The sequence below is a fragment of the Bacteroides caecimuris genome, assembly GCF_001688725.2.
GTDB lineage: Bacteria > Bacteroidota > Bacteroidia > Bacteroidales > Bacteroidaceae > Bacteroides > Bacteroides caecimuris.
Genome location: NZ_CP015401.2, coordinates 1,282,982 through 1,305,930 on the forward strand (window position 1 = coordinate 1,282,982; position 22,949 = coordinate 1,305,930).

Below are 22,949 nucleotides of genomic sequence, written 5' to 3' on the forward strand. Positions count from 1 at the left end.
CGTTAGTAATGTCCGGCGGATAATCGACCTTTTAAGGGAGATTTATCCGTTTGTTACTGACTTTTCTCTGAATTATTAAGTTCAACAAAAGATTGTGCCATTCTATTGTATAATCTATCACGTAGCTGGTCTAATTTATTGTTTTCATCAATACAAAAGATACCATTTCTCATTAAAACCAAATCTGTAAATGACCCCATTCCACCAAATAGACTTTTAATTTTTCTTAGCCAATCCTTTTGAGGAGAAACATTGTCTGCATACAATCTTTTGAGAGTAGTTGTCCAATTATATTCACCCACAATTTCTAATAATTCTATTATTTCTAAAAGGATTTTTCTTATTTCTTTTTCCATATTTCCTTTTTATTTCTTAAGTCAGTAATGGGATGCAGATAGCAACCCGTTGAGGTTGCTTATCTGCATGTTAGTTGCCTTATTCCATTAAATTGCCATCAGGCAAAATAATACCGTCATCACCGCTCACATCGTAGAAGCCGACACCATGTTTCTGTGCCAGGTCTTTCATCTTTTCGTAGGCTTCATCCGCTACAGACCAAGAAAAAGCAGCATAAATTATATGATGTCCTATACTGTAATCGGTCAGATGTGCTTCTGCATCTTCATCATCCAGATCATCATCTGGGGCGTCTGGTCCATTCATGTTTGGAAATGTTTTAATCATTTCTTCATACCAATTTCGTAAAGCCGGTGATGTGACGGCAGGATTGTCGTAACCATGTTCTTCCGCCCATTCAGTTTCCTTGTCATACCATACAAGGAACTCCTTACGCTTTTGTGGAGCTTTTGTCCGCTCGAAAACCATTAAATCGTAACTCATAATTTATTTTTCTTATGTTTCTATTATTTTGTTATATTGGCAACTAACATGTAATTATCAGCGGTTTTCGCTGTTATTTTCTTATTTAACTATCTCATTATCACTTTCAAGAATATCATCCAATGGAGTGCGGATGCTGCTCTTGAAAGTGTCGGCTATATGCACATACATTTCCGTCGTTTTCAGTTGGTTGTGCCCCAACAGCTCTTTTACGATTTTCAAGTCCGTGCCCTGCTCGATCAGATGCGTGACGAACGAGTGCCGCAACAGGTGGGGGTACACCCGCTTGGTGATTCCGGCTTCCTTCGCCGCCTCTTTCAGCTTCTTCGACACGATGCTCTCCGTGAACGGTTCGCCCTTGTACCGCTCGAACAGCCATTCCTGCGGCTTGTACAGCTTGGTGTACTCGCTCAGCTTCCTGACAAGGGGCTTCGACAGCAGCGTGTAGCGGTCTTTCCTCCCTTTGCCCTGCCGTACCCGTATCAGCGAACGGCTCACGTTGATGTCGTGAGGTTTCAAGTCCAGCAGCTCGCTGATTCTCAACCCGGCGGAGTAGAGCAGCGAGAACATGCAGAACAGCCGGATGTCCGGACCGGTTGCGTCAAGGATGGATTTTATCTCCTCCTTGCTCAGCACGTCGGGCAGCGTCCGTTCCCGTTTGGCTCGCTTTACCTCGTAACATTTCCGTTCCAATCCCAGCACCTTCTCGAAATAAAACTTGATCGAGTTGATGCGCAGGTTCTGTTGGCACGACGAGATCCCCCGTGTGTCAATCAGGTGTACGATGTAGGCGTTGATTTCTTCCGGTCGGATGTAGCGGAGATTTCTTCCCGCAAAGTATTGCTGGAACTCCTTGAAGTAAGTGGTGTACGCACGGACGGTATGCTCGCTGTACCGCAGTTGCCGCAGCGTCTCGGCATAGCCGGGCGGGATGGCGGGGCTGGTTTTCCCGCTCTTCTTGGGCTGGGTGTTTTTCAGGGCGGAGTAGTCAATAAACGCCGTTTCCACATGGCGGTCGAAAAAACCGGACAGGTCGAACCCTTCTTCCGGCAGGTAGGCTCTGTCCTCCTCGAACCGCACACCCTTCTCTTTCGACAGCGACAGCCGGATGGCATCGTCCTCGTCGAACTCCACTTCCACGTATTTCTGCCCGTCACGGATGGCAGGTGAAAGTTTTATTCTCGGTTTGCTCTGATAGACTTTCATACGCATCTCATGGGTGGCAACGACAAAGCGTGTTTCCCGTTACCGGATTTTCAATCAGGCACGGCATGACCGCACCTGTATTTAGGTTCCAAATATAACGAAAACAACGAATTATCACCGCTTCCCGGAGGAAAAAAATACGTGCCGGACATGATTTTTTTGCATTTTTCGTTTTTTATTCCTACCTTTGCAGTGCCCATCTACAATTAGAAGGGGTTTCGAGGCTCGTTTTGGCAAGATCCAATTCGGAGCCTTGCGTTTTTTATAGCACTTCCTCCAACTTCTTTTTCAGCATTTTTTTCATCTTCTTTTCGCCACCCGGCATATTCAGGTAATAGGCGGTCAACAGATAATACCCGTAAGGGCTTCGCTGTGGTTCGAGGACGATCACATATTTTTCCGCTGTGTCATACACGTATGTCCGGTAGATGTTCTTACGGTGTTTCATATCCCTTTCCTCACAACTGAATATCTCCAGTACATGGGAAGTCCTTTCCTCGATATGGTGGCGAATCCAATGCAGACGGCGGGAACGGTCTGGCTCGAAGACTCTTTTCTTCGTCGCAGCGCCTTCCGCTTCCTTGTCATCAGTTGTCGTTAGGTGCATGAACTCCCGCTGCATATCTATCTCTCCATCCGATTTGATGGGATAGACACGCTTTTCCCGAAACTTGAACGCTTCGTTGTCTTCGATGTCCCGGCGATACACCCTATATAATGAAGCCTTGCGCTCCTTGTCTCCCAAATGCAGGATTTCCAGCAGCTCCGGATATTTCTTTAACAAGTTGAATGGCATAGGTTTACTTTTGCAGGTTGATAAAGAAAAGGTTGAACTTCTTGTTTTTCAGAGGAGTGGTACATAATAACGAAAGATTTGTCTGTCTCTTTATCTTCTCGACAATCAGGCGTTTTGCCCGTACCTTTCCCTCAATGGTTCCCCGCTGGATGCGTAAATGGTAGTTTATCGCTCCCATAAGAATGTCTGCCAACTGGATAAAATGTACCTGATGCGACTTGACAAAATTGAAGTCCCGTATAGCCGAATTGTATTTCAATATCTCCGCCAGCTTATGCAGTTTCCGTTGGCTGCACGTGTCCTTGATGTCGAAATAGACATTATAGGTGCTGTCCATGTCCATTTGATGATGCAATAGCTGGTAATACATCCGAAAATAAAAATCATTGTAGCTGTATTCTGCCCGTGTGTTGTCTATCTCCGATTTATCCACGATGACCGCCCTAAATTTCATGTTGGTCATAAAGAAATAATCCACTATTTCGTTATAAAGGGCAAAGGTCTTGTCCGAGATGTTCGTCCATTTCAATTCCCCCTCATATCCGTGCTTTTGCTTGATTTCCCGTATCTGCTTTTTGGCGAGAGCCATTTCGTTGTACGGTATGCTTACATAACCGTATATCATGTAAGGCTGTCCGTCATTTTCCAGATGCGTACTCTCGTCGCAATATATGTTATAGGTTTTGTGGCTGCACTCCATTATATTATTTGTTTAATTATCAATACGCAAAGATAGTGAAAAATTCTTGTGCGACAAACCTGCGAACCGGACGACAAGTGCGGACAGCCCGCCCCGGACTTGCAGGTTTCCCGTCTGCTTCCCTCTATATTTACGCCCGGTTTCGTTTGAGAACCAATAGTATTCACCATTTAAATTTTTCAGATTATGGACGAACGACCGGACAGCAGCCAACAGTTGATGGACATCCTGCTCGTCATGGACGAGAAAGGCACGCTCCGAGCCGTCAGCGGAGTAAAGGACGGCGAGTTACAGACCAAGAACCCCTTGGAGGACAACAACGACCTCCTGCGGGTGGATCGCCACGGCGATATGTTTTCAAATTTCTTTTCCAACCTCTGGAGCCAGTTGAAAGACCCGACCCGCTTCCATTTCTTCCGTGTGCCGGAAGAGGAGGTGCAGCGGGTAGCCGCCGATTTCCGGCAGAGGGAGAGCCAGTCCGTCAAAACGGGCGAGCCGCTCGTTGCGCAGTACGAGGTGCAGCCGCCTGTGCAGGCACAGCAGCAAAACCAAGCCGGGCAGCAGCAACAGCCCGAAGGTGCGCCGCAGCAGTCCGCCGGGCAGACCGAACAGAACCCGCAGTACAAGTATCGTCCGGAGGACATCGACTGGAACAGCCTCGCCGCACTCGGCGTGCAGCGGGAGCAGATCGAGGGCAACGGGATGCTTGATCAGATGCTACGGGGCTTCCAGACCGACAAGACCGTCCGGGTGCATTTCCACTTCGACGGCATCTCGCACAGCAACGACAGCCAGCTCTCGCTCAAGCCCGGCACGGACGGCAGGCTGACCGTGTGCAGCCACGGCATCCTCGACCCGGAGAAGATGCAGAAGCAGTTCTTCGGCTACGACATCACCGACTCCGACAAGCAGGTGCTCCGGCAGACGGGCAACATGGGACACCCGGCGACCGTCACCAACCGGGCGGGCGAGCAGGTCGAAGCCCTTGTCAGCCGCAACCTCAAGACCAACGAGCTGGTCGCCTTCCCGCTCTCCAAGGTCAATATCCCGGCGGAGAAGAACGGGCATACCTTCACCCCGAACGAGATAGCCCGGCTCAAACAGGGCGAGGCGGTGGTCTGCCGGTTCCTTTCCAGAGCCAAGGAGGGGGAGCAGCCCAAGATCTATCCGGCTCCCGTGCAATTCAGCGCAGCCAAGATGCAGCTCGAATTTCTCTTCGGCGACCGGGGTAGGCTGGCGATGGATGCGTACAAGGCGAACCTGAAACAGACCGCCAATCAGGAGGTGCCGAAGACTTTCCGCAAGCAGGAGCTTACCGAGAAGTCTCGCCTCGAACTCGAAGCCGGGGGAACGGTCAAGGTCTCCGGTCTGGTGGACAAGAAAGGAAAAGCCTACCAAGGCTACATCACATGGAAGCCCGGCGAGAAGCCCGCCTTCATGTTCCCCAAGGACTACAATGCGGCGCTCGAAGAGGGGCGTGTCAAGCCCGCCGTGGAGAACGAGGTGCAGGTGGCCATCAATTCCGAGGGCAAGACCGTCGAGACGACCCGCAACCTGAAAGAAGCCCTGCAATCCGCACAGCAGCGACCCACCGGGGAGCAGAAACAGCAGCAGGAGCGCAGGCAGGAGCAGAAAGAGGACCGGAAACAGGCACAGAAGCAGGAGCAGCCCGACAAGCCTAAGCGCAGCCGGGGTGTCCGCCGCTGATTTCCCCCGCCATTCTGTAAATGAATTACCGGTTATCCCGTCCGATCGGCGGGATAACTTTTGTCAAATCGTTAAACTTTAAAGAAATATGATTACAGCAGTCATCGCTGAGAAGTTATCATAACTTGTGATAACTTCTCTTATCACAAGTAAATTGTTATCCAAAGCTATAGGCTAATACATCAAATAACTGACAGATAATCAATCAAACTCGTGATAATAATGTTCTGATAATAATATGCTATATTGTGGAGAGAGTAATGTTGCTCCCTCCAAATATAGTATTATGGACAATAAAAATCATTTTGAATCCAAAGTTTCGGATTTTTTAGAAGCGTTGCGTAAAGCCGGATATTCAGAATCGACTATCCGACAGTATAAAAAGACCTGTCGTCTTTTTATCGTTTACATGGATATAAACTACATACAAGACTGTAATGTAGAATCCATCAATTTGTTTTTAAAGACTATGCCACAAGAAAAAACGCGGTTGATACATGGAACCAATTATCGATTGCTGCTATTCGTTAATTATCTTACGGATAGAACTATCCAAAAACCAGTTGTGAGATACGTTATACGCAAATTCTCAGGAGAAATAGGAGGCATTATGACAAAATACCTTCATCTCTTGGAAGAACAAAGACTATCTCCTAAAACGATAGATGGCTACGAACATGTATTTAGCTATTTTCTCAGGCATTTGTCTTTGAGGAATGTATTCCGTATCTCAGATATAGGTGAGGATGATGTGCTAACTTTTATATCTTCCAGCCAAAACAGTAAACAAAGAGTATTGGCAACGATGCGTGTATTTTGTCGTTACCTGTACGAACAAAAGCTTATCAATAAGAATATTGATTATGTGATAGGAAGAAACCGTTATGTTGTAAAAGAAAAACTACCGTCAACATACACTTGTGAAGAAGTCTTGCAAATAGAATCTTCGGTAAATCAATCCACTCCTGTAGGAAAACGAGATTACGCCATGCTCCTATTAGCGACACGGTTAGGACTACGTTCCTCCGATATTGCTGGATTACAATTCAGTAATTTAGATTGGGATAGAAACATTATCCGCCTGATACAGTACAAGACTAAGCGTGAAATAGAATTGCCGCTATTAAAGGATGTGGGGGAAGCTATTATAAATTATGTAAAATATGGCAGACCAAGTTCTTCTTCCAAACAGATATTCCTATCCTCTTTAGCCCCATATAATCCTGTGAATGGGGCGGTAGTTTCTTTGTCGGTCAGAAAGATTATCTGCCATTCAAGAATAGATACAAGGGATAGAAAAAAAGGCCCTCACGCAATGAGACATACTTTAGCCAGCCAGCTATTGCGTAATGGCGTATCACTGCCCGTCATTTCTGAAACATTGGGACACAAAACTACGCAAACGACAATGGGCTATCTTCGGATAGACATTGATGGTTTGATGAAATGTGTCCTTGAAGTTCCGGATGTCCCATCCGATTTCTACACACAGAAAGGAGGTTTGTTCTATGTCTGAACAATTCATATATCAAAGCGTGTTCGCTCCTTATTTTAAGGATTTTCTTGCGATGAAAGAGAGTCAAGTTTCCGACATTGGACGGATAAAGTGGATGCTCTTGGAGTTTGACAAGTTCTTCGTTAATAGCAACATCAGGGATGTGTTCATAACTAAAAGCATGATTGATGCATGGAAGTGCACCCGCATACATGACAAAAAGAAAACCCTCTATGACAAGGTGTCCATGTTCCGGCAGTTTTGCCTATACTTATGCCACATAGGAAAAGAATGCTATATACCCAAGTTACCAAAGAAGGAATATTCGGATTTTACTCCTTATGTGTTTACTCGTGGACAGATACAGGATATATTTGAAACCTGTGACAAGCAAAGGATGTATAGTCATAATATATATTGTAATCTTTTTGCATTACCTACTTTATATAGAATCTTATATGCTACAGGGATTAGAATCGGAGAAGCCATATCCATTAGGAATCGGGATGTTGATTTGAGAAGGAATTGCATCATTGTTCGGAAGACAAAGAACAAGATGGAAAGGCTTATTCCTTTAAGTGGCTCCCTGTCCAAGGTTCTACAACAGTATTTGGAATATCGCAATAAGATGCCCTTGCCAGATGTTGATGCCCCGGACAAGTTCCTGTTAATATCTCCATCAGGACGACCGTTATCTTCTTGCACTGTCTTGGGCGGTTTTAAGAAAGTGTTGGAAAAATGCAATATACCCTGTTCGAGCAACCGTTCCGGAGGAGCCTGCATACATAGTCTCAGACATACTTTTGCCGTCCATTCCCTTGCAAAGATGGTGCAAGAAGGAATGGACATATATTGTGCGCTTCCCCTTTTGTCGGTCTTCTTGGGGCATAAGACGTTGAAAGGGACTGAAACCTACGTGCGCCTGACACAAGACATGTTTCCCGATATTCTATTGAAACAAACTACCATAACACGGTTTGTATATCCTGAAATGAACGTAATAACAGATTCAAACATATAGGCTTATGAGAACAACAGATTCTGCAAAGCATTTAACGTCCTTTTTCACAGAGTACCTTATCGGAGAAAAGGGCGTAAGCCCTAATACCATACGGTCATACAGCGAATCATTTAGCTTGCTGTTAAACTTTCTGGACGAACAGGTAAACATAAAGGCTGATAATCTTAGATTGGAACATATTACCAGAAAAATGGTTTTAAACTTCCTTGATTGGTTACAAGACACGAAAAAATCGAGTAACGCGACAAGAAATCAAAGATTGGCGGCATTACGTTCTTTTTGTACGTATATGCAATATGAGGATGTAAAGCATCTGGAACAATGGCAAGAGATATTATCCATCAAGGTAAAAACACATGAAAAAAGAAGTGTCAATTATCTCAGCATAGATGGTATTAGGCTTTTATTGGCACAAATACCAATCAACACGAAAAAAGGACGGCGGGATTTAGCTTTGATATCCCTACTCTATGATAGTGGAGCCAGAGTACAAGAATTAATAGACTTGACACCCGCATCTTTGAAATTGGAAAAGCCTTGTCATGTCACCTTATTTGGTAAAGGACGCAAAAAAAGAATTGTCCCTTTACAAGACGAACAAGTGAATTTACTACGCAGTTATATGGAAGAAAATCGTTTAGACCTGTCCGGTTTTAATCAAAGACCTCTTTTCTTTAACAGTTGTGGCAGAAAGCTGACAAACTCTGGCATATCTTATATCTTGAACAATTATATTAATCACGCCCGAATACAAAATCCGGAACTTATACCGGAAAAAATAAGCCCGCATACTTTACGGCACAGTAAAGCTATGCACTTGTTACAAGCTGGTGTAAATTTGGTCTATATTCGTGATATTTTAGGACATGTATCTATACAAACTACTGAAATATATGCTCGGGCTGATTCTAAACAAAAAAGAGAGGCTTTGGAATCAGCTTATGTTAATATGATACCAAACGATATAACAGAACGTTCATGGGAAAAAGACCAAGAACTTAAGATATGGCTAAGGAATCTATCTAAATGAAGATGATTATTATCCAAAGCTGTAATATAAAGTAATGTATTTAATTAGCTGATATACAGACTAACAAAAAATAAGAGCTTTGGATAATAATTTACTTATGATAAGAAAAGCCTTCCGTAGCGAAGGATATAGCAAACGTGTTGAATGTCCGGGAGCGGCACGATGGCTACCTCTCAGGTAACGGCTACCTCGTTACCTGGGCGTTCGGCCATCTCGTCCAGCTCGCCATGCCCGAAGCATACGGCTATGCGGGCTTCCGGCGTGAGAACCTGCCCATTCTGCCGCAGGAGTTCAAGTACATCCCCCGCCAGATACGGGAGGACAAGGAATACAAGCCCGATCCCGGCGTGCTCAAACAGTTGAAGGTCATCAAAGAGGTTTTCGACCGTTCCGACCGTATCGTCGTGGCGACCGATGCCGGGCGTGAGGGCGAAGCCATTCATCGGTACATCTACAATTACCTTGGCTGCTGCAAGCCCTGCCTGCGCCTCTGGATCTCCTCGCTGACCGACCGTGCCATCCGGGAAGGGCTGAACAACCTCAAGCCCGGCAGCGACTACGATAACCTCTACCGTGCCGCCGAAGCCCGTGCCATCGCCGACTGGGAGATTGGGCTGAACGCCACCCAAGCTCTCAGCATCGCCGCCGGGCAGGGCATCTACTCCCTCGGAAGGGTGCAGACGCCCACCTTGATGATGATCTGCTCCCGTTATCTGGAGAACAGGGATTTCACCCCGCAGACCTATTACCGGCTGAAGGTCACGGCGGAAAAGGACGGCACGCCCTTCGCCGCCATCTCCGAATTGCGTTACGAAACCCTTCCGGCGGCAAACGCCGCCCTCGCCGCTGTTACCACAACGGGAACGGTGGAGGTTGCCGACGTGCAGCGCAGGGAGGTGAGCCAAGAGCCTCCCTTGCTCTACGACCTGACCGCCTTGCAGAAAGAGGCGAACGGCAGGTACGGCTTCTCGGCAGACAAGACCCTCTCCGTCGCCCAGTCGCTTTACGAGAAGAAGCTGCTGAGCTACCCCCGTACCGGCTCCCGCTATCTCTCGGACGATGTGTTCGACGAGATACCCGACCGCATCGCCCTGCTGGAGCGGTACCCGGCTCTCGCCGCCCATGCCGCCGCCCTAAAAGGGGCTTCGCTCAACCGCCGCAGCGTGGATGCGGGGAAAGTTACCGACCACCATGCGCTCATCATCACCGAGTGTCTGCCCGGCGAGCTGTCCGCCGACGAGCGCACGGTGTACGACATGGTAGCTGCCCGCCTGCTCGAAGCCTTCTCCGCCCGTTGCCTCAAGGACGTTACCACCGTCTCTTTCACGGCGGGGAACAGCGTGTTCACCGCCAAGGGGACGGTCGTCAGGTCTGCCGGATGGCGTGCCGTGCGGGACGAGCGGGACGAGGACGACGAGGGTACAGCCGCTTTGCCGCCCTTGCAGCCCGGCGAGGCTTTCCCCCTGCAATCGGCGGAGTGTGTGGAGAAACAGACCAAGCCCCGTCCCCTGCACACCGAGAGCAGCCTGCTTTCGGCGATGGAGCATTGCGGCAGGGAGTTGCAGGACAACGAGCTGCGGGACAGCCTGAAAGGAAACGGTATCGGCACGCCCGCCACCCGTGCCTCCATCATCGAGACCCTCTTTGCCCGTAACTACGTGCGCCGGGAGAAGAAGAGCCTCGTGCCGACCGACAAGGGGCTTGCCGTGTATCAGATAGTGAAGGACAAGCGCATCGCCGATGTCGAGATGACCGGGCAGTGGGAGACCGCCCTCGCCAAGATCGAGAGCGGGGAGATGAATCCCGACACCTTCCGCAAGGGCATCGAGATCTATGCCGCCCAGATTACCGAAGAACTCCTGCAAGTGCAGGTATCGGTGGCGGACGGCGGACATATCCCGTGCCCCAAGTGCCGTTCCGGTCGCATCCTCCTTTACCCGAAGGTCGCCAAGTGCAGCAACGTCGATTGTGGGCTTACCGTCTTCCGTGGCAAGGGGGAGAAGCAACTCACCGACAGCCAGATTACCGACCTTGTAACCAAAGGCAAAACATCCCTTATCAAAGGCTTCAGGAGCAGGGAGGGCAAGCCCTTCGATGCGTACCTCACCTTCGACAAGGACTTCCGCACCGTGTACGGGTTCCCGCCCCGCACGGACAAGCCCAAAGGAAAGGAGCGCAGGCGATGAACGGCATCGGTTGGATCACCGTGGCGGAAGCCGCCCGGCTCTGCGGCACGGACGAGCTGCGCATCACCCTCTGGATGAACGGCAACCACATCGCCTACGCCCGTTTCGACGGCATCCTGATGATCGACGGCGCATCCATTGCCGCCCTGTTCAGCCGCAACCGGGTCGCCACCATCTACGAGGACGTGGCACAGCAGCGGGGCAAGCCCGGCAGACCGGGCAGGCTCCGCCGCCTGCTCGACACCCCGCTTGATGCCTTCGGCTTGTCGCAGCGCATTGTCCGGGCGTGCCGGGAACTGGGCGTCTTCACCGTGGAGCACCTGCTCGTCCACCTCCGCCGCTTCCGCTTCTCCCGCCTGTACTGTGTCCGCAACTTCGGCAGCGGATCGGCAGCCGAGACCCTCCGGCGGCTCCGGCAGGACGGCTTGACAGACGACGGCAGCCCACGGGATTTCAAGGTCTTGTACCCGTAATCCCGGCAATATTCACTATCTTTGTCAGCCGATTATATAAGAAGGCGGATTTGTCTTTCCCATAACCGACTGGCAAATACTCGAAAGGATTTCGAACCTATTCTGTTCATAATATGAAGCGTTCCATTTCCCTTTAAACAGCCTTTTTACAGCTCAAAAAGGGTTAAATGCTTGAATTTGTGGACATATATTCGAAAAATATTGTATTTTTGTACCCGAAAATAGGACAACAATGGCTAAAAAGCACTCATTATCTGTTGAAAACATAGATCAGGTTGCTATTGATTTTATAGCGACAAAACCTTCATATTCAATCAAAATAACAGATTGCCAAGAAGGTAAATTAAAAAAAATAGCAATAACTCATAATAAGGAAACAGGTATCTTAAACTGTTTTATTAATGGCGGGCAAGTTTCTTACAGTACGCAAGGAAAAGCACATTTAAAAGGAATATGTGAAGAATGTTGGAACGTTATCCTTCAAAATACTTCAATTCCTTGCCCTGATAAGAAAAGCTTTACGGCAAAAGGAATAAGTGAAGAAGATTTTGATGCTTTTATAGATGTATTATCGGAAAGTGATGAAATCGAAATAACTACGGTCAATACAGATAACAATCCTGCTATCAGGAACCAATATCATTTAAAGGGGAAATATGATGCCAAGGTATCTATTATTTTTTATAATAATGGGACTTTATTTTTACAGGGAGCTGTAACAGCTTTTTATATTGAGCTTATTACAGAAATAATGGAGACAATATCTTCTGTTCCAACCGAAGTAATGGAAGACTTCTTGGCTATTCAACCTTTAGTTGGATGTGTGATAGAAAAAGATTTGAATAAGCATTTCACGAAAACTGAAAACATTGAAGGAAGTATTCTTGAAGATTTTCTGAAAACATCTATTGCTCTTGCTAACTCCGGTGTTGTGGTTGATGATTACGGGTGTTATACATTCGGTATAATGAAGGCTTTGGATGGCTTGATTAGCAAAAGACTCTTGGAAGACGCACCGGATTTTAAAGATTATGGTACATATTTTGAGAGAGGTAAAGACGGAAACTACCATTTTTTGGAGAATGTGGGAACTTACAATGGTAATCCCTCGTTAAAAAGAGCATTGGAAAAAGCGTATGACTTTTATAACAAGAATCGGCATACAACTTTCCATATTGATCGCAGGAACTTAGAAACAAGCAGAACCTTATATTATGATGAAGCGGTAAACATAATAAAGGACGGACTTGTTATTATAAATGACTTATGTACTAATTGGTAAAGAAATGAAGACAAAAGATTATCAAATAATCTCTTTAGGAGAACGAAGTTTTTTAGTAGTAGTTCTGTCATTGGAAATGACGGATTACTATTGGACTGCTCTCCAATCAGAATTGGCAAAATATAATGTTGCCGATGCTGAAGTTTATTTTGATTTTCTATACCGTAACGGATTAAAAAATAGATTTTTCAAAACTAAGCTCATGGGAGTTAGTCTATTGAATAATTCTTTGAGAAAATGTAAAGCTACACAAGAGTGTATTAGTGCTTCTGATAAATTCTTTACTTTGCATAAGGATGTGATTGAACATAGCGTATTATCGTCTATTCAAAAAACATTCTTTAGAAAGAAATTAGACAGAACTAATATTCTTCCGACAAATGTACTTTAACATTATAAAGGAATCAATATATTAGAACAAAAGGTGCATCAATGATGCACCTTTTGTTTATACTTCAAATTTAGGCAACGGTATTACCTAAATTTAATATTCTTTTGTCTTTCAAAGAATTTACCTTATCTTTGCACCAATAGAACCCGCCAAGCCTCTTGATAATGCTCAAATAGGCGGGTCGTTTTTTATTCTGCTTTAGAATACCACTATAATGAAATTATAATAAATGAATAGAACGATGAAAAAACAGGCTATTCATTCGGGCAAAGGGCAGGCTGACTTCATCTTGACATTGAACAAACTGGAGGTCGGTACGTTGTTGTATGCCGATAATGTTTGGTTTTTCTCTTACTCGGAAGAGTTCAAGAGGCAGAGAGACATCCTGCCGTTGGTAAATTTCCCGACGGTAGATAAAGAATACTCATCCAGCGAGTTGTGGCCCTTCTTTGTTTCCCGCATACCGAGCCGTGCACAACTCCAAGCTCCCAAAGGTACAGAAAGGCAGGATTTGGTTTCTCTGCTTAAAAACTACGGTCGTAAGACGATAGCGAACCCGTATCAACTCATTCCGGCTTAGAACGATAACATACTTACCCCGCTTCCCGTCCGTTCAGCGTACTTTGGGTAAATCTCTTATAAGAGTGCGGCAACCGATTGTCGTACTCTTGTTATATATTCCCGTTGTCATTCCAAGAATTTTATGTAATTCTGGAATAGTTTTCTTTTCGCCTTATTATAAAGGCTTTGGGAGGAATGCCCGATTTTGAGGTAACGAGTTGGCAACCGTGCTTATTGCTGCGCTCTGCTGTGAGTTGCTATCAAGTCAGTCGTTCTATGCGCAAATATATGAATAAAAATCAAATTGTATTATATAAAAATGGAAATTGAAGGTTAGTCAAAGACGAAACGGCAAAAAATTAAATGTAAAATCAACGCACTCTTAGGTTTATCATGAAAAACTATCCATATTATATATCTATAAACATTTATAATTAGATATATATGATATACGGATACATTAGAGTAAGCAGTGACAAGCAGACGGTAGAAAACCAACGTTTTGAAATCAATAATTTCTGCGACAATCAAAACATGAAAATTGATGGTTGGATTGAGGAAACCATTAGTGGAACAAAAGCCTACAACAAACGGGAACTTGGAAAGTTGCTCAACAAAGTACAGAAAGATGATTTGATTATCTGTGCTGAATTGTCCAGATTGGGCCGTAATCTCTTTATGATAATGGAAATTCTGAATATTTGCATGGGCAAGGAATGTAGGGTTTGGACTATCAAGGACAACTATCGGTTGGGGGAGGACATTCAAAGTAAGGTGTTGGCTTTTGCTTTTGGACTGTCAGCTGAAATTGAGCGTAACCTTATTAGCCAACGAACCAAAGAAGCTTTGGCACGAAAAAAAACAGAGGGGGTGGTATTGGGACGTCCTAAAGGGAAAAAGAGTGCTCCAGAGAAGTACAAGCTCCACGATAAGAAAATTCTCATACAAGAACTATTGAAAGCAGAAGTTTCACAGCGCAAAATCGCTAAAATTTGTAAAGTGGATAGAAATACGCTCGCCCGATTTATCAAGACTTTTATGGTAGAAACATAAGGAGCGATTTTGTGCAGCAAGAGTGTGTGGTGTGCGACTTCGTTTCCTCAGATTCGTGGGTGATACTCTCGCCTATTGAGCAGAGTATCAAACGGAAAATTGATGCTGTGGGAACTCCATTGAAGGACTGGAACATTCAAATCAACTACGGTATTAAGACAGGATTCAATGACGCATTTATCATCAACACTAAAAAGCGTGATGAGATATTGGCGAATTGTCAGACAGAAGATGAGCGTCAAAAAACGGCTGAACTTATACGACCGATTCTCCGTGGCAGGGATATCAAAAGATATGAATATGAGTGGGCGGACTTGTGGATTATAGCCACATTTCCTTCGCGGCATTATGATATAGAAAGTTATCCTGCGGTGAAAAATTATCTTCTGTCAATTGGCATAGAGCGTTTGGAACAAACAGGAGAAACTCATATTGTTAATGGCAAAAAAATAAAAGCCCGAAAGAAAACCTGTAACGAGTGGTTTGAAACACAAGATAGCATCAGTTATTGGGAGGATTTTTCTAAGCCAAAAATTGTGTGGGGAGAAATATCTGATAAATCAAAATTTGCTTTCGACTTTTTAGGGGAATATATACCAGAAGCAACTTCTTTTTACATGAAAGGCGAATGCATTGAATACCTTTTGTCTGCTTTAAATTCGTCTGTGTCTGAATGGTTGTTTTCTAAAGTAGGAACAACTACAGGAGTGGGGACAATTAGATGGAAAAAGTATACCATAGAACAGCTTATTGTTGCTAAGCTATCTACTGAACAACTAAATACTCATCTTGCTGCTTTCAATGATTTGAAAGTAGGCAAGATGAGTATTACGGATTTTGAATGTTTTAGCAATAAGTTGATGTATGATATTTATAAGCTTACCTCAGATGAAATTCAATATATTGAAAACCAGCAAACTTTCTAATCTAAATAGACTTTCGGAGTGAAGAAACAAATGAATGTAGAAAATTAGTTTCTTCACTCGTGAATCCATATACCATTGAAACCAAACTCTCTATTTTAGAGTCAATGAATGGTAGATTGATATTTTTATTTGTTATACGTTTTGCAAGTTCAGCTAATTCAACAAGTTCTATTTTGTTTGCATCATAAAGAGGTATAGGGAAAGTCGCTATATTTTGACCTCCAACTTGAACATCTCCAACGCCAGTTTTATTCATATTAGTCACATAGCTATACCATGTTATAGCTTGTGAATTCAGTACAGCCAACAGATAATCCAAATGATTGCCTGTCATAATATAACACGCATTGTTCATTACATAATTGTTGGTATCATATGCAAAAGCCATTTGGTTCCCGATTATTTTCCATACAATTTTTGGCTTAGAAAAATCCTCCATATATGCGCAGTTTCGTAGGTTATATGGCGTATCACCTCGGTCAGACCGTTTCTCTATTTGTGAGAATCCCTTATACATCTTACCGCTATAGGCTATACCTCCATTATCCAACCATTCTTTAATTGCAGGATAATCATTTATATTTACAGGCTTTATTCCCTTATTTTTCAATCCATTATGTGTATTAATAAGCCAAAGACCAGCCCAATCATATCCGTAACGTTTCACATCGCGTCCTCTCAAAATCGGTCGTATAAGTTCAGCCGTTTTTTGACGCTCATCTTCTGTCTGACAATTCGCCAATATCTCATCACGCTTTTCGGTAGAAATGATAAACGCATCGTTATACCCAGTAAGGACTCCTCGATAAATGTTTATATTCCAATCTTTGAGTGGTGTACCAATAGACTCAATCTTACGCCTGATACTTTGCTCGATTGGCGACAATATTACCCAACTGTCACTACCGGAGAAATCGCAAATGGTATGCTCTTGCTGCACAAAATCGCTCAAATTATTCAATCCATTCGCATCTTGTACCAAACAAGCTTGTGTGTTAAAAATATTTGCTGCTTTTTGAGATAAAAGAATATTTGCTTCTACCGTTATTGCATCGAATATTTTTATACCTGCAAAATCTATCAACATAATAGGATTCGTTTGGCTTGCAAAGTAATCTCGTAAGGCTTCACCGTATCCTGCACGCATCCATTTATTAGACGTGATATAGCAAAGATAACCATTAGGACTAAGTAGATTCATACCCAACTCATAGAAGAGACAGTAAATATCACCAGTACGTGCATAAGTTACGTAACCCATGCGTTCCAATACATCGGCACTCTTACCCATAGATTGTAACTGAATGTAAGGTGGATTGCCAATGATACAGTCAAATCCCAAGAAGTTACCTTCGGCATCGAGTACTTCTGGAAATTCTATACGCCATTCGAATGCGCCAAGGTAAATTTTGTTGGAACGTATCTCCTCAAATATATTTTCTAAAGTTGCAACCTCTTTCTTTAAGTCGGCAATGCGCTTGTCTAACGCTTTCTTTTCCTTTTTTGTCGGTTCAAACAGTTGAGGTGCTTGTAAGGTTGCCAACTCAGAGCGGCGTTTGTTCAATCTAACCAATCGTGCATCCCTGCGGCTAATCTCTGTTCTCAGTTTCGACTTGATTTCAGTGATAAGCGTTTCCAAATCCTGCTTTTCGCTTTTACTTTGGGCATTTTTATATTTAGCTACAGCCTCCTTATATTGGCTGATGCTAATACCAGACTCTCGCAGTACGGTCTGAATACTGTCAGTCAAAGCGAATCGGTGAAGCAAAGAATTTCCACACTTGATATTAATGTCGATATTTGGCAAGGTCTCCAAATAGGTATAGTTACTTTCAGCCGTATAATAAGCATTCTTCAACAATTCAATCCACAGCCGTAGACGGCAGATTTTCACAGAGTTGGGATTAATATCAACGCCAAACAAACAGTTCTCAATGATTTGACGCTTCTCCTTGAAAAGGGTTTCCTGCATGCGGCGACTTTCCGCATTGAGTGTGTTGTAAGCAAATAAGTTGCCTTCGGCATCGGTCACAATCAGCTCATCATTTTCAATGGCAAGTTGATAGTCAGCTTTGCGGATACGCTTACCGGTAGCATCTACCAAAATACCCAATTCGTATTTCAAGAGTATCAGTTCATTGAGAGCAGACACAAGAAAGTGCCCCGAACCAACAGCAGGGTCACATAGGTGTAAATTGTTAATCAGTTCATTGGCTTCGGCTATATTGTCGATACGGTTGTATAAGTCTGTACGGGTGGCACAATTCCAGCCATAGCAATCATTAAACTTTTGCAGTACGGTCTTGGTGATTGCTTCGCGGCACATAAACATAGTGATAAAGCCTGGTGTGAATACTGAACCATCTTTGTGGCCGTTTATTTTTTCGAATATGAGACCTAAAACAGAGGCATTGATGAGTGTTTTAGCCTCTTCTTGCACTTCTTCACTGCCTTCGCTCGCAAAGTTATAAGCATCAAGAAAAGCAAACAAGTATTGCAGGGTAGGCAATGCGCTGACTTGCAGATTACGTTTGGGGTTCCGCAATACGCTACTTGTCAAGACGGGAAGTTCCGTACGCTGTGAAAGGCTGTTTATCTTGATTGTTTTACTTTCCAAATCTGTCACCTCGAAAAGAGAACTGTTGAGATAGGGAACGTAAGCAAAATCACGCATAATGGACTGTGTGCGGTGGCTCATGTCACGTGCAAGCACTTGGAAAAAAAGTGTGTTGAGGTCATCATAGTCATGAATCTTGGCTGTTGAAAGAAATTTATAGATAACATCTCCATTGTGGTATTTCAACATCTGAGCCTCCAACAGTTTCAAGAAAAGGATGCGATTCATCCAAGTGATGCACAGTTCCATTGCAACATTAAATAACCGTTCCTCATAATCGTTCCCATACAGACTACCATTTACGTGGCGCAAACAATCCTCTGCATCCAGTTGGTTAATAGTATTCTCCAGTAATGAAGCCTCGTCACGCCGTTCCACAGCTTTGCGTACAATCACGGTCTTGTTATTCTCTTTGCGTTCCTCAATACCAATAATGTGTAGCAGCTCAGTGTAGAATCCACGGTTGAGCGAATTGCTGTCGTTCTGGAACGATAGCTTCAAAAGGTGTGTGTCGCTGAATATCTTATAAAGTTCGATAAGTTTACGTGAAGTACTGCCGTCTGTTTTATCAAGCAGGTGTCGATAGTCCTGTAAGTTGAAGTAAGTGTATTCAAGGCTGTCTTTCACCTCCTCAATATAGGTTGTTGCAATTTCAGTATAGAAGAAGTCGGTTTTACTACTGGTCTTGCGCCCATCCACAAAATCTTGAAACTCACGATGTAGTTGTCTGTTAAGATAGAATTTGCGTTCAAACTCATGGGCGTCAAAAATAAAGAATTCATGAATATTAGTAGCGATGAGATATTTAATATCGTTGTTCTTCTTACTGACACGTTCTTTGAGATAGTATAGCAATAATTCCTGCAAAGCTTTACGATTGAGATTGTCATTAGAAATCATCTCACTTTTGTTGGTGGTGCTCTTTACCTCAATCAATAACCCAATATTGGACTTGGTAGTTTTATCCAACCGGATAGCCAAATCAATATCTTCTTCGGGAGCCATGTAGTATGTCTTGTAGAACGTTTCGCTTAGGAAATTACGTAAATGTTCTTTCTGCGTTTCTTCTCTTTGCCCATCCACTACATTGTCTCTCAATGTGCGAAGGGCATTTTTGAATAGGTCAAAATCTGTTGTTTCAATCGCAACCTGTCTATATGCTTTGTTCAGAACTTGATTCGGTTTGAGTAGTCCCATAATGCTTGGTAAATGAGTTAATAAAATACAAAATTATATAGAAAAATCGATTTTTTCTACACCGGCACAATAAAAACCGAGGCCAACCCTCAAACTCTGCTTCATACTTCGTTTAATTGTTACGAATGTCCTATATTTAAGGAGTGTAACTAAAAAATCTCAAATATGGACAAAGACAGAATCGTGGCCGGCCTTGATGTCCACAAAGATACAATTTATCTCTGTGTGATGGATAATACCGAGGCCGTTATTTTTGCAAAAGTTTATGGTACATTGACTCCTGATTTAGAACTTGTGTGTTCCGAGATGGTTTCTCATGGGGTGACAGAGGCAGCCATGGAAAGCACTTCAACCTATTGGGTCCCTGTGTGGAATGCCTTGTGCGAGAGCATGTCTCTCAAATTGGTAAATCCTTATTTTATAAAGCAGCTTCCCGGTCGCAAGAGTGATGTGAAGGATGCCCAATGGATAGCGGAATGCTTGTTGAAGAATCTGATTCGTGGAAGTTTTGTGCCGGATAAGACAGTGCAGGACATGCGCAAGTATAACCGTCGCATCTTCGACCTGAATGAAGACCTGACGTATAACAGCAATAAACAGGACGCTGCTTTACAGCGATGTGGCTTCCGGTTAAGTAACTATGTCTCCCGAGTCAATGGAAAAAGCTATCAGAAGTGCGTCCGTGCAATAATAACCGGGATAACCGACCCTGAGGAGCTGGTGAAACTCATTCATGGAAAAACTCTACGGAAATACGGACGTAACATCATAAAGGATGCCGTAACGGGTGACTTTCACCAGGCAGACATCTGTTTGTTAAAGCAATACGCAGAGCTTATAGGGGTAATCGAGCGACAAATCGAAGAATGCAGGAATGCTCTCATTTCCATGTGCCAGGAACACTTCCCGAAACAATTCAAACGTCTACAGAGCATCCCCGGTGTTAAAGAACGCGCCGCTTCGGCTATAATTGCGGAGACTGGGGCTGACATGAAACCGTTTGAAAAAGCAACAAACCTTGTGGGATGGTGTGGATTGAAACCACGCAATGATATAAGCAACAATAAAGTCAAAAGCAACAGGACGACGCATGGGAACCGATTCCTGCGTCAGATATTGATTGAAATATCCTGGGTCGCATCAAGAACCCGAAACTGCTTTTTCTCAAACTTCAGCTACGTGCAATGCACCCAACGCCATAAGAACAAGATGAAGATACAAGTAGCCATCGCCCGAAAGTTATTGGTCGCAGTATGGCACATGCTGACAAAAGACGAGGATTTTATAGATGTTTACCTCAAGCGGCTTGAAAAGCAGGCGGAATGGCAAAATGATCTTCAAGCATTAGAATCGTTATTGGTCGGATAGACCTTTCCGATATACCTCTATCGACAACATAATTACCTTTGTGCTGCCACATGAGCGCGTTTACAAAATTATTGTATCCATAGAGGGATTGGACACCGGCGTAGTCCTTTTAGGCTGAAGAGGAAAGTAACAAACTTTACTAGTTCAGACGACAAAATACTTGTTGTCTTAGACGTTTTGTGGGAAAATTTACGGACTATAAGTATAATTAATTAGATACAAGTAAGTTACATGCGAATATAAGAGCGGGAGATTTTTCTTTTTAGAGGAAAGGTAGTCTAAAAACTTGATAATAAAGAATGAACGTATTGGTTTAACGAAAGTTTGTTCTACCGCCAACCATTATCAACATATAATGGCAGGCAGTAGATTTGACATGACTCTGCCTATTATATTGTAATGTCAGTCAAAGCAATCACATGATTATCTTCCTTAGCGCTTCTCATTTGTAGTAGCATCAGTACCTCATTCAATCTCTGGTTGTTTTCTATGCCTATATGCTTGTACCCATATCGTGGAGCATATTCCTTGAAGAACCGCACAAGTTCCTGCAATTCCTCTTCCTGCCTCTTGGCGAAATTGCAATGCACAAGGATGATGCACCAATCGGGGAAACCGCCTACGCCATTGCTATACTCCCAAAAACGAATGTAGAGCTTTACGGGCTTGATGTTTACACCTATGCAACAGCCGTTCATTGTCGGTGTTACATGTAGGCTGTTTCTGTAACCGAACCTCTCGCAAATATAGAGGTCGAAATCCAATAAGAAATCTTTCTGTACCATTGTCGTTAATCTTTTGAATTGATAAGTAAATCGTTATAATCTCATGCCACGCTTGCGCTTAGCTTTCTTCTTCTTTCTCAGTATCTCAGCCATCTCTCGGTCGGCTTCCGCATCGGTGGCATTGTAAGACGAGCCGTTGATACTGAACAAGCCTAAGCCACCACCAAAGCTATCTTCGGAACGATTTTGCAGTACGGTCTGTACCGTTTTCTCTCTTGGCTGCCGGATAGCTGTTTGCCTATTGTTGAAATCATCTTCAAAGGCATTCCGTTCCAATTGGTAGTCGATGTTCATGTAACTGAACTCCCGACTGACCTTTGAGCCGGAAAAGGATATACCACCATACTCGAACTTCACGCCTTGTATCTCCCTTGTTGTCCGGCTTACCTTGAATTTCAGTTCTATGTCCCTATGGGAAAGTGCATCTTTCAACTCTTCCCAATTTCGAGCATTGAGCAGCTCCTCTTTCAGTGCTTTGTAAACCTCATGCTTCGCCTTGTCGTAGGGGCGCAAGCGTTCCTCTTTAATATTTTCCTTGCCGTTAGCGAAGTGCAGCCTGTATTTGGCTGTAAGCATCTTGCAGACATTCTCGTTGCGGTAGAAGTCGTTCTTGTCGCTGATGGTCTTGCCGTCATTGTCCACACGATTGAAAACGATATGGCAGTGCGGATGTTCTCGGTCAGTGTGTCGGGCTATGATATACTGCGTATCAGTAATACCCATCTTCGTCATGTAATCATGGGCTATCTGCAACATGAGTGCATCGTCATAGTGTAGCCGTTCACCATCTTCGGGCGAGAAATTGAGCGAAGTATGCCCGACCGTGTTCTTCACCTTGGCATTGAGCAACGTCTGCAACTCGAACAGTTCCGCCATCTGTTCGGGCGTTCCCTCTACGCCTACCGCTTCCAGCAACTTGGATTTGTCCTCTCTCAGCACATAGCACACGCAACCGCTGAACGATGTGCCTTTCGTCTGCTTACCTATCATCTTTCAGTCGGGTTATGAGTTGCGACACTTCCTTTGCTACGTCCTCGCATTTTTCGGCTACGGCAAAGAATCCGTAGGTGTTCGCCTGTCTCGCCAACTGGTTGAGGTTGGTACTTTCTCCAATCAACTGCCGGATGACGACAAGGTGTTCTTTGTTGATTCGTTCCCGTACCGTTCCGTTCATGATGAGCGAACGGATGGTTTCGCTCTTACTCTGTTTGCTCCGTCTGCACAATGCACCCAGCCAACCGAGTTCATCGTCTGTCAGGCGCAAAGTGACTATGTTGTTTTTCTTCATCTGTTCTATCTGCTTTTTTAGTGAATA

At 44.2% G+C, this 22,949-nt stretch carries 20 protein-coding genes and 1 pseudogene; 12 read left to right on the forward strand and 9 right to left on the reverse strand.

Annotated elements, in window-relative coordinates; genetic code table 11:
- Positions 1-53: 53 nt before the first annotated feature.
- From A4V03_RS05365 to A4V03_RS05385, 5 genes are all read right to left on the reverse strand, one after another.
- Positions 54-356 (reverse strand): DUF6966 domain-containing protein, encoded by a 303-nt coding sequence (locus tag A4V03_RS05365; RefSeq protein WP_065538210.1) that lies wholly within the window; start codon positions 354-356, stop codon positions 54-56.
- 79 nt (positions 357-435) lie between these two features.
- On the reverse strand, positions 436-840 hold the full coding sequence (locus A4V03_RS05370) for a hypothetical protein (protein WP_065538211.1): 405 nt from the start codon (positions 838-840) through the stop codon (positions 436-438).
- Positions 841-921: 81 nt separating this feature from the next.
- Positions 922-2,052, reverse strand: coding sequence for a tyrosine-type recombinase/integrase (locus A4V03_RS05375; protein ID WP_201442223.1), 1,131 nt, complete (start codon positions 2,050-2,052; stop codon positions 922-924).
- 256 nt (positions 2,053-2,308) lie between these two features.
- Entirely contained in the window at positions 2,309-2,842 is a 534-nt protein-coding gene (locus A4V03_RS05380) for a hypothetical protein (RefSeq protein ID WP_005842515.1), read from the reverse strand.
- 4 nt (positions 2,843-2,846) lie between these two features.
- Positions 2,847-3,542 carry a DUF3800 domain-containing protein gene (locus A4V03_RS05385; protein WP_005842513.1) on the reverse strand — a complete coding sequence of 232 codons (696 nt, stop codon included), beginning with the start codon at positions 3,540-3,542 and terminating at the stop codon, positions 2,847-2,849.
- Positions 3,543-3,728: 186 nt separating this feature from the next.
- Between A4V03_RS05385 and A4V03_RS05390 the strand changes: the two genes are divergently transcribed.
- The 11 genes and pseudogenes from A4V03_RS05390 to A4V03_RS05440 all read left to right on the forward strand — a co-directional run bounded on the left by A4V03_RS05390 (position 3,729) and on the right by A4V03_RS05440 (position 15,667).
- Positions 3,729-5,249 (forward strand): DUF4099 domain-containing protein, encoded by a 1,521-nt coding sequence (locus A4V03_RS05390; protein ID WP_065538212.1) that lies wholly within the window; start codon positions 3,729-3,731, stop codon positions 5,247-5,249.
- A gap of 286 nt (positions 5,250-5,535) precedes the next feature.
- Positions 5,536-6,765, forward strand: a complete 1,230-nt coding sequence (locus tag A4V03_RS05395; protein WP_065538213.1) for a site-specific integrase — start codon at positions 5,536-5,538, stop codon at positions 6,763-6,765.
- Positions 6,758-7,765: a tyrosine-type recombinase/integrase gene (locus A4V03_RS05400; protein WP_065538214.1), complete on the forward strand. Its 1,008-nt coding sequence runs from the start codon at positions 6,758-6,760 to the stop codon at positions 7,763-7,765. Before A4V03_RS05395 ends, A4V03_RS05400 begins: the two co-directional genes overlap by 8 nt.
- A 4-nt stretch (positions 7,766-7,769) precedes the next feature.
- Positions 7,770-8,795 (forward strand): site-specific integrase, encoded by a 1,026-nt coding sequence (locus tag A4V03_RS05405; protein WP_065538215.1) that lies wholly within the window; start codon positions 7,770-7,772, stop codon positions 8,793-8,795.
- 104 nt (positions 8,796-8,899) lie between these two features.
- A pseudogene (locus tag A4V03_RS05410) lies at positions 8,900-10,981 on the forward strand (type IA DNA topoisomerase); the annotation flags it as partial.
- On the forward strand, positions 10,978-11,454 hold the full coding sequence (locus A4V03_RS05415) for a hypothetical protein (RefSeq protein WP_065538216.1): 477 nt from the start codon (positions 10,978-10,980) through the stop codon (positions 11,452-11,454). The pseudogene A4V03_RS05410 and the gene A4V03_RS05415, both read left to right, overlap by 4 nt.
- Before the next feature lie 232 nt (positions 11,455-11,686).
- Positions 11,687-12,736 (forward strand): type II toxin-antitoxin system RnlA family toxin, encoded by a 1,050-nt coding sequence (locus A4V03_RS05420; protein ID WP_004327332.1) that lies wholly within the window; start codon positions 11,687-11,689, stop codon positions 12,734-12,736.
- 4 nt (positions 12,737-12,740) lie between these two features.
- A complete protein-coding gene (locus A4V03_RS05425; protein WP_004327330.1) occupies positions 12,741-13,127 on the forward strand; it encodes a type II toxin-antitoxin system RnlB family antitoxin in 387 nt (128 codons plus the stop codon).
- Positions 13,128-13,368: 241 nt separating this feature from the next.
- On the forward strand, positions 13,369-13,707 hold the full coding sequence (locus tag A4V03_RS05430; protein ID WP_158213962.1) for a HipA N-terminal domain-containing protein: 339 nt from the start codon (positions 13,369-13,371) through the stop codon (positions 13,705-13,707).
- Between the two features lie 425 nt (positions 13,708-14,132).
- The gene (locus A4V03_RS05435) at positions 14,133-14,741 is read left to right on the forward strand and encodes a master DNA invertase Mpi family serine-type recombinase (protein WP_065538218.1); all 609 of its coding nucleotides are present in this window, start codon (positions 14,133-14,135) and stop codon (positions 14,739-14,741) included.
- 107 nt (positions 14,742-14,848) lie between these two features.
- Entirely contained in the window at positions 14,849-15,667 is an 819-nt protein-coding gene (locus tag A4V03_RS05440; protein WP_236588654.1) for a TaqI-like C-terminal specificity domain-containing protein, read from the forward strand.
- Between the two features lies 1 nt (position 15,668).
- Here A4V03_RS05440 and A4V03_RS05445 read toward each other — a convergent pair whose 3' ends face one another.
- Positions 15,669-19,481 (reverse strand): type IIG restriction enzyme/methyltransferase, encoded by a 3,813-nt coding sequence (locus tag A4V03_RS05445; RefSeq protein ID WP_065538220.1) that lies wholly within the window; start codon positions 19,479-19,481, stop codon positions 15,669-15,671.
- 165 nt (positions 19,482-19,646) lie between these two features.
- Between A4V03_RS05445 and A4V03_RS05450 the strand changes: the two genes are divergently transcribed.
- Entirely contained in the window at positions 19,647-20,849 is a 1,203-nt protein-coding gene (locus A4V03_RS05450; RefSeq protein ID WP_065538221.1) for an IS110 family RNA-guided transposase, read from the forward strand.
- Positions 20,850-21,238: 389 nt separating this feature from the next.
- On the opposite strand, the gene A4V03_RS05455 is transcribed toward A4V03_RS05450, so the two are convergent.
- From A4V03_RS05455 to A4V03_RS05465, 3 genes are read right to left on the reverse strand one after another with little or no spacing between them, the layout of a single operon-like run.
- On the reverse strand, positions 21,239-21,634 hold the full coding sequence (locus tag A4V03_RS05455) for a hypothetical protein (RefSeq protein ID WP_065538222.1): 396 nt from the start codon (positions 21,632-21,634) through the stop codon (positions 21,239-21,241).
- A gap of 33 nt (positions 21,635-21,667) precedes the next feature.
- Positions 21,668-22,624, reverse strand: coding sequence for a relaxase/mobilization nuclease domain-containing protein (locus A4V03_RS05460; protein WP_065538223.1), 957 nt, complete (start codon positions 22,622-22,624; stop codon positions 21,668-21,670).
- Entirely contained in the window at positions 22,614-22,922 is a 309-nt protein-coding gene (locus A4V03_RS05465) for a MobC family plasmid mobilization relaxosome protein (RefSeq protein WP_065538224.1), read from the reverse strand. The genes A4V03_RS05460 and A4V03_RS05465 overlap by 11 nt, the downstream gene beginning before the upstream one ends.
- Positions 22,923-22,949 lie beyond the last annotated feature (27 nt).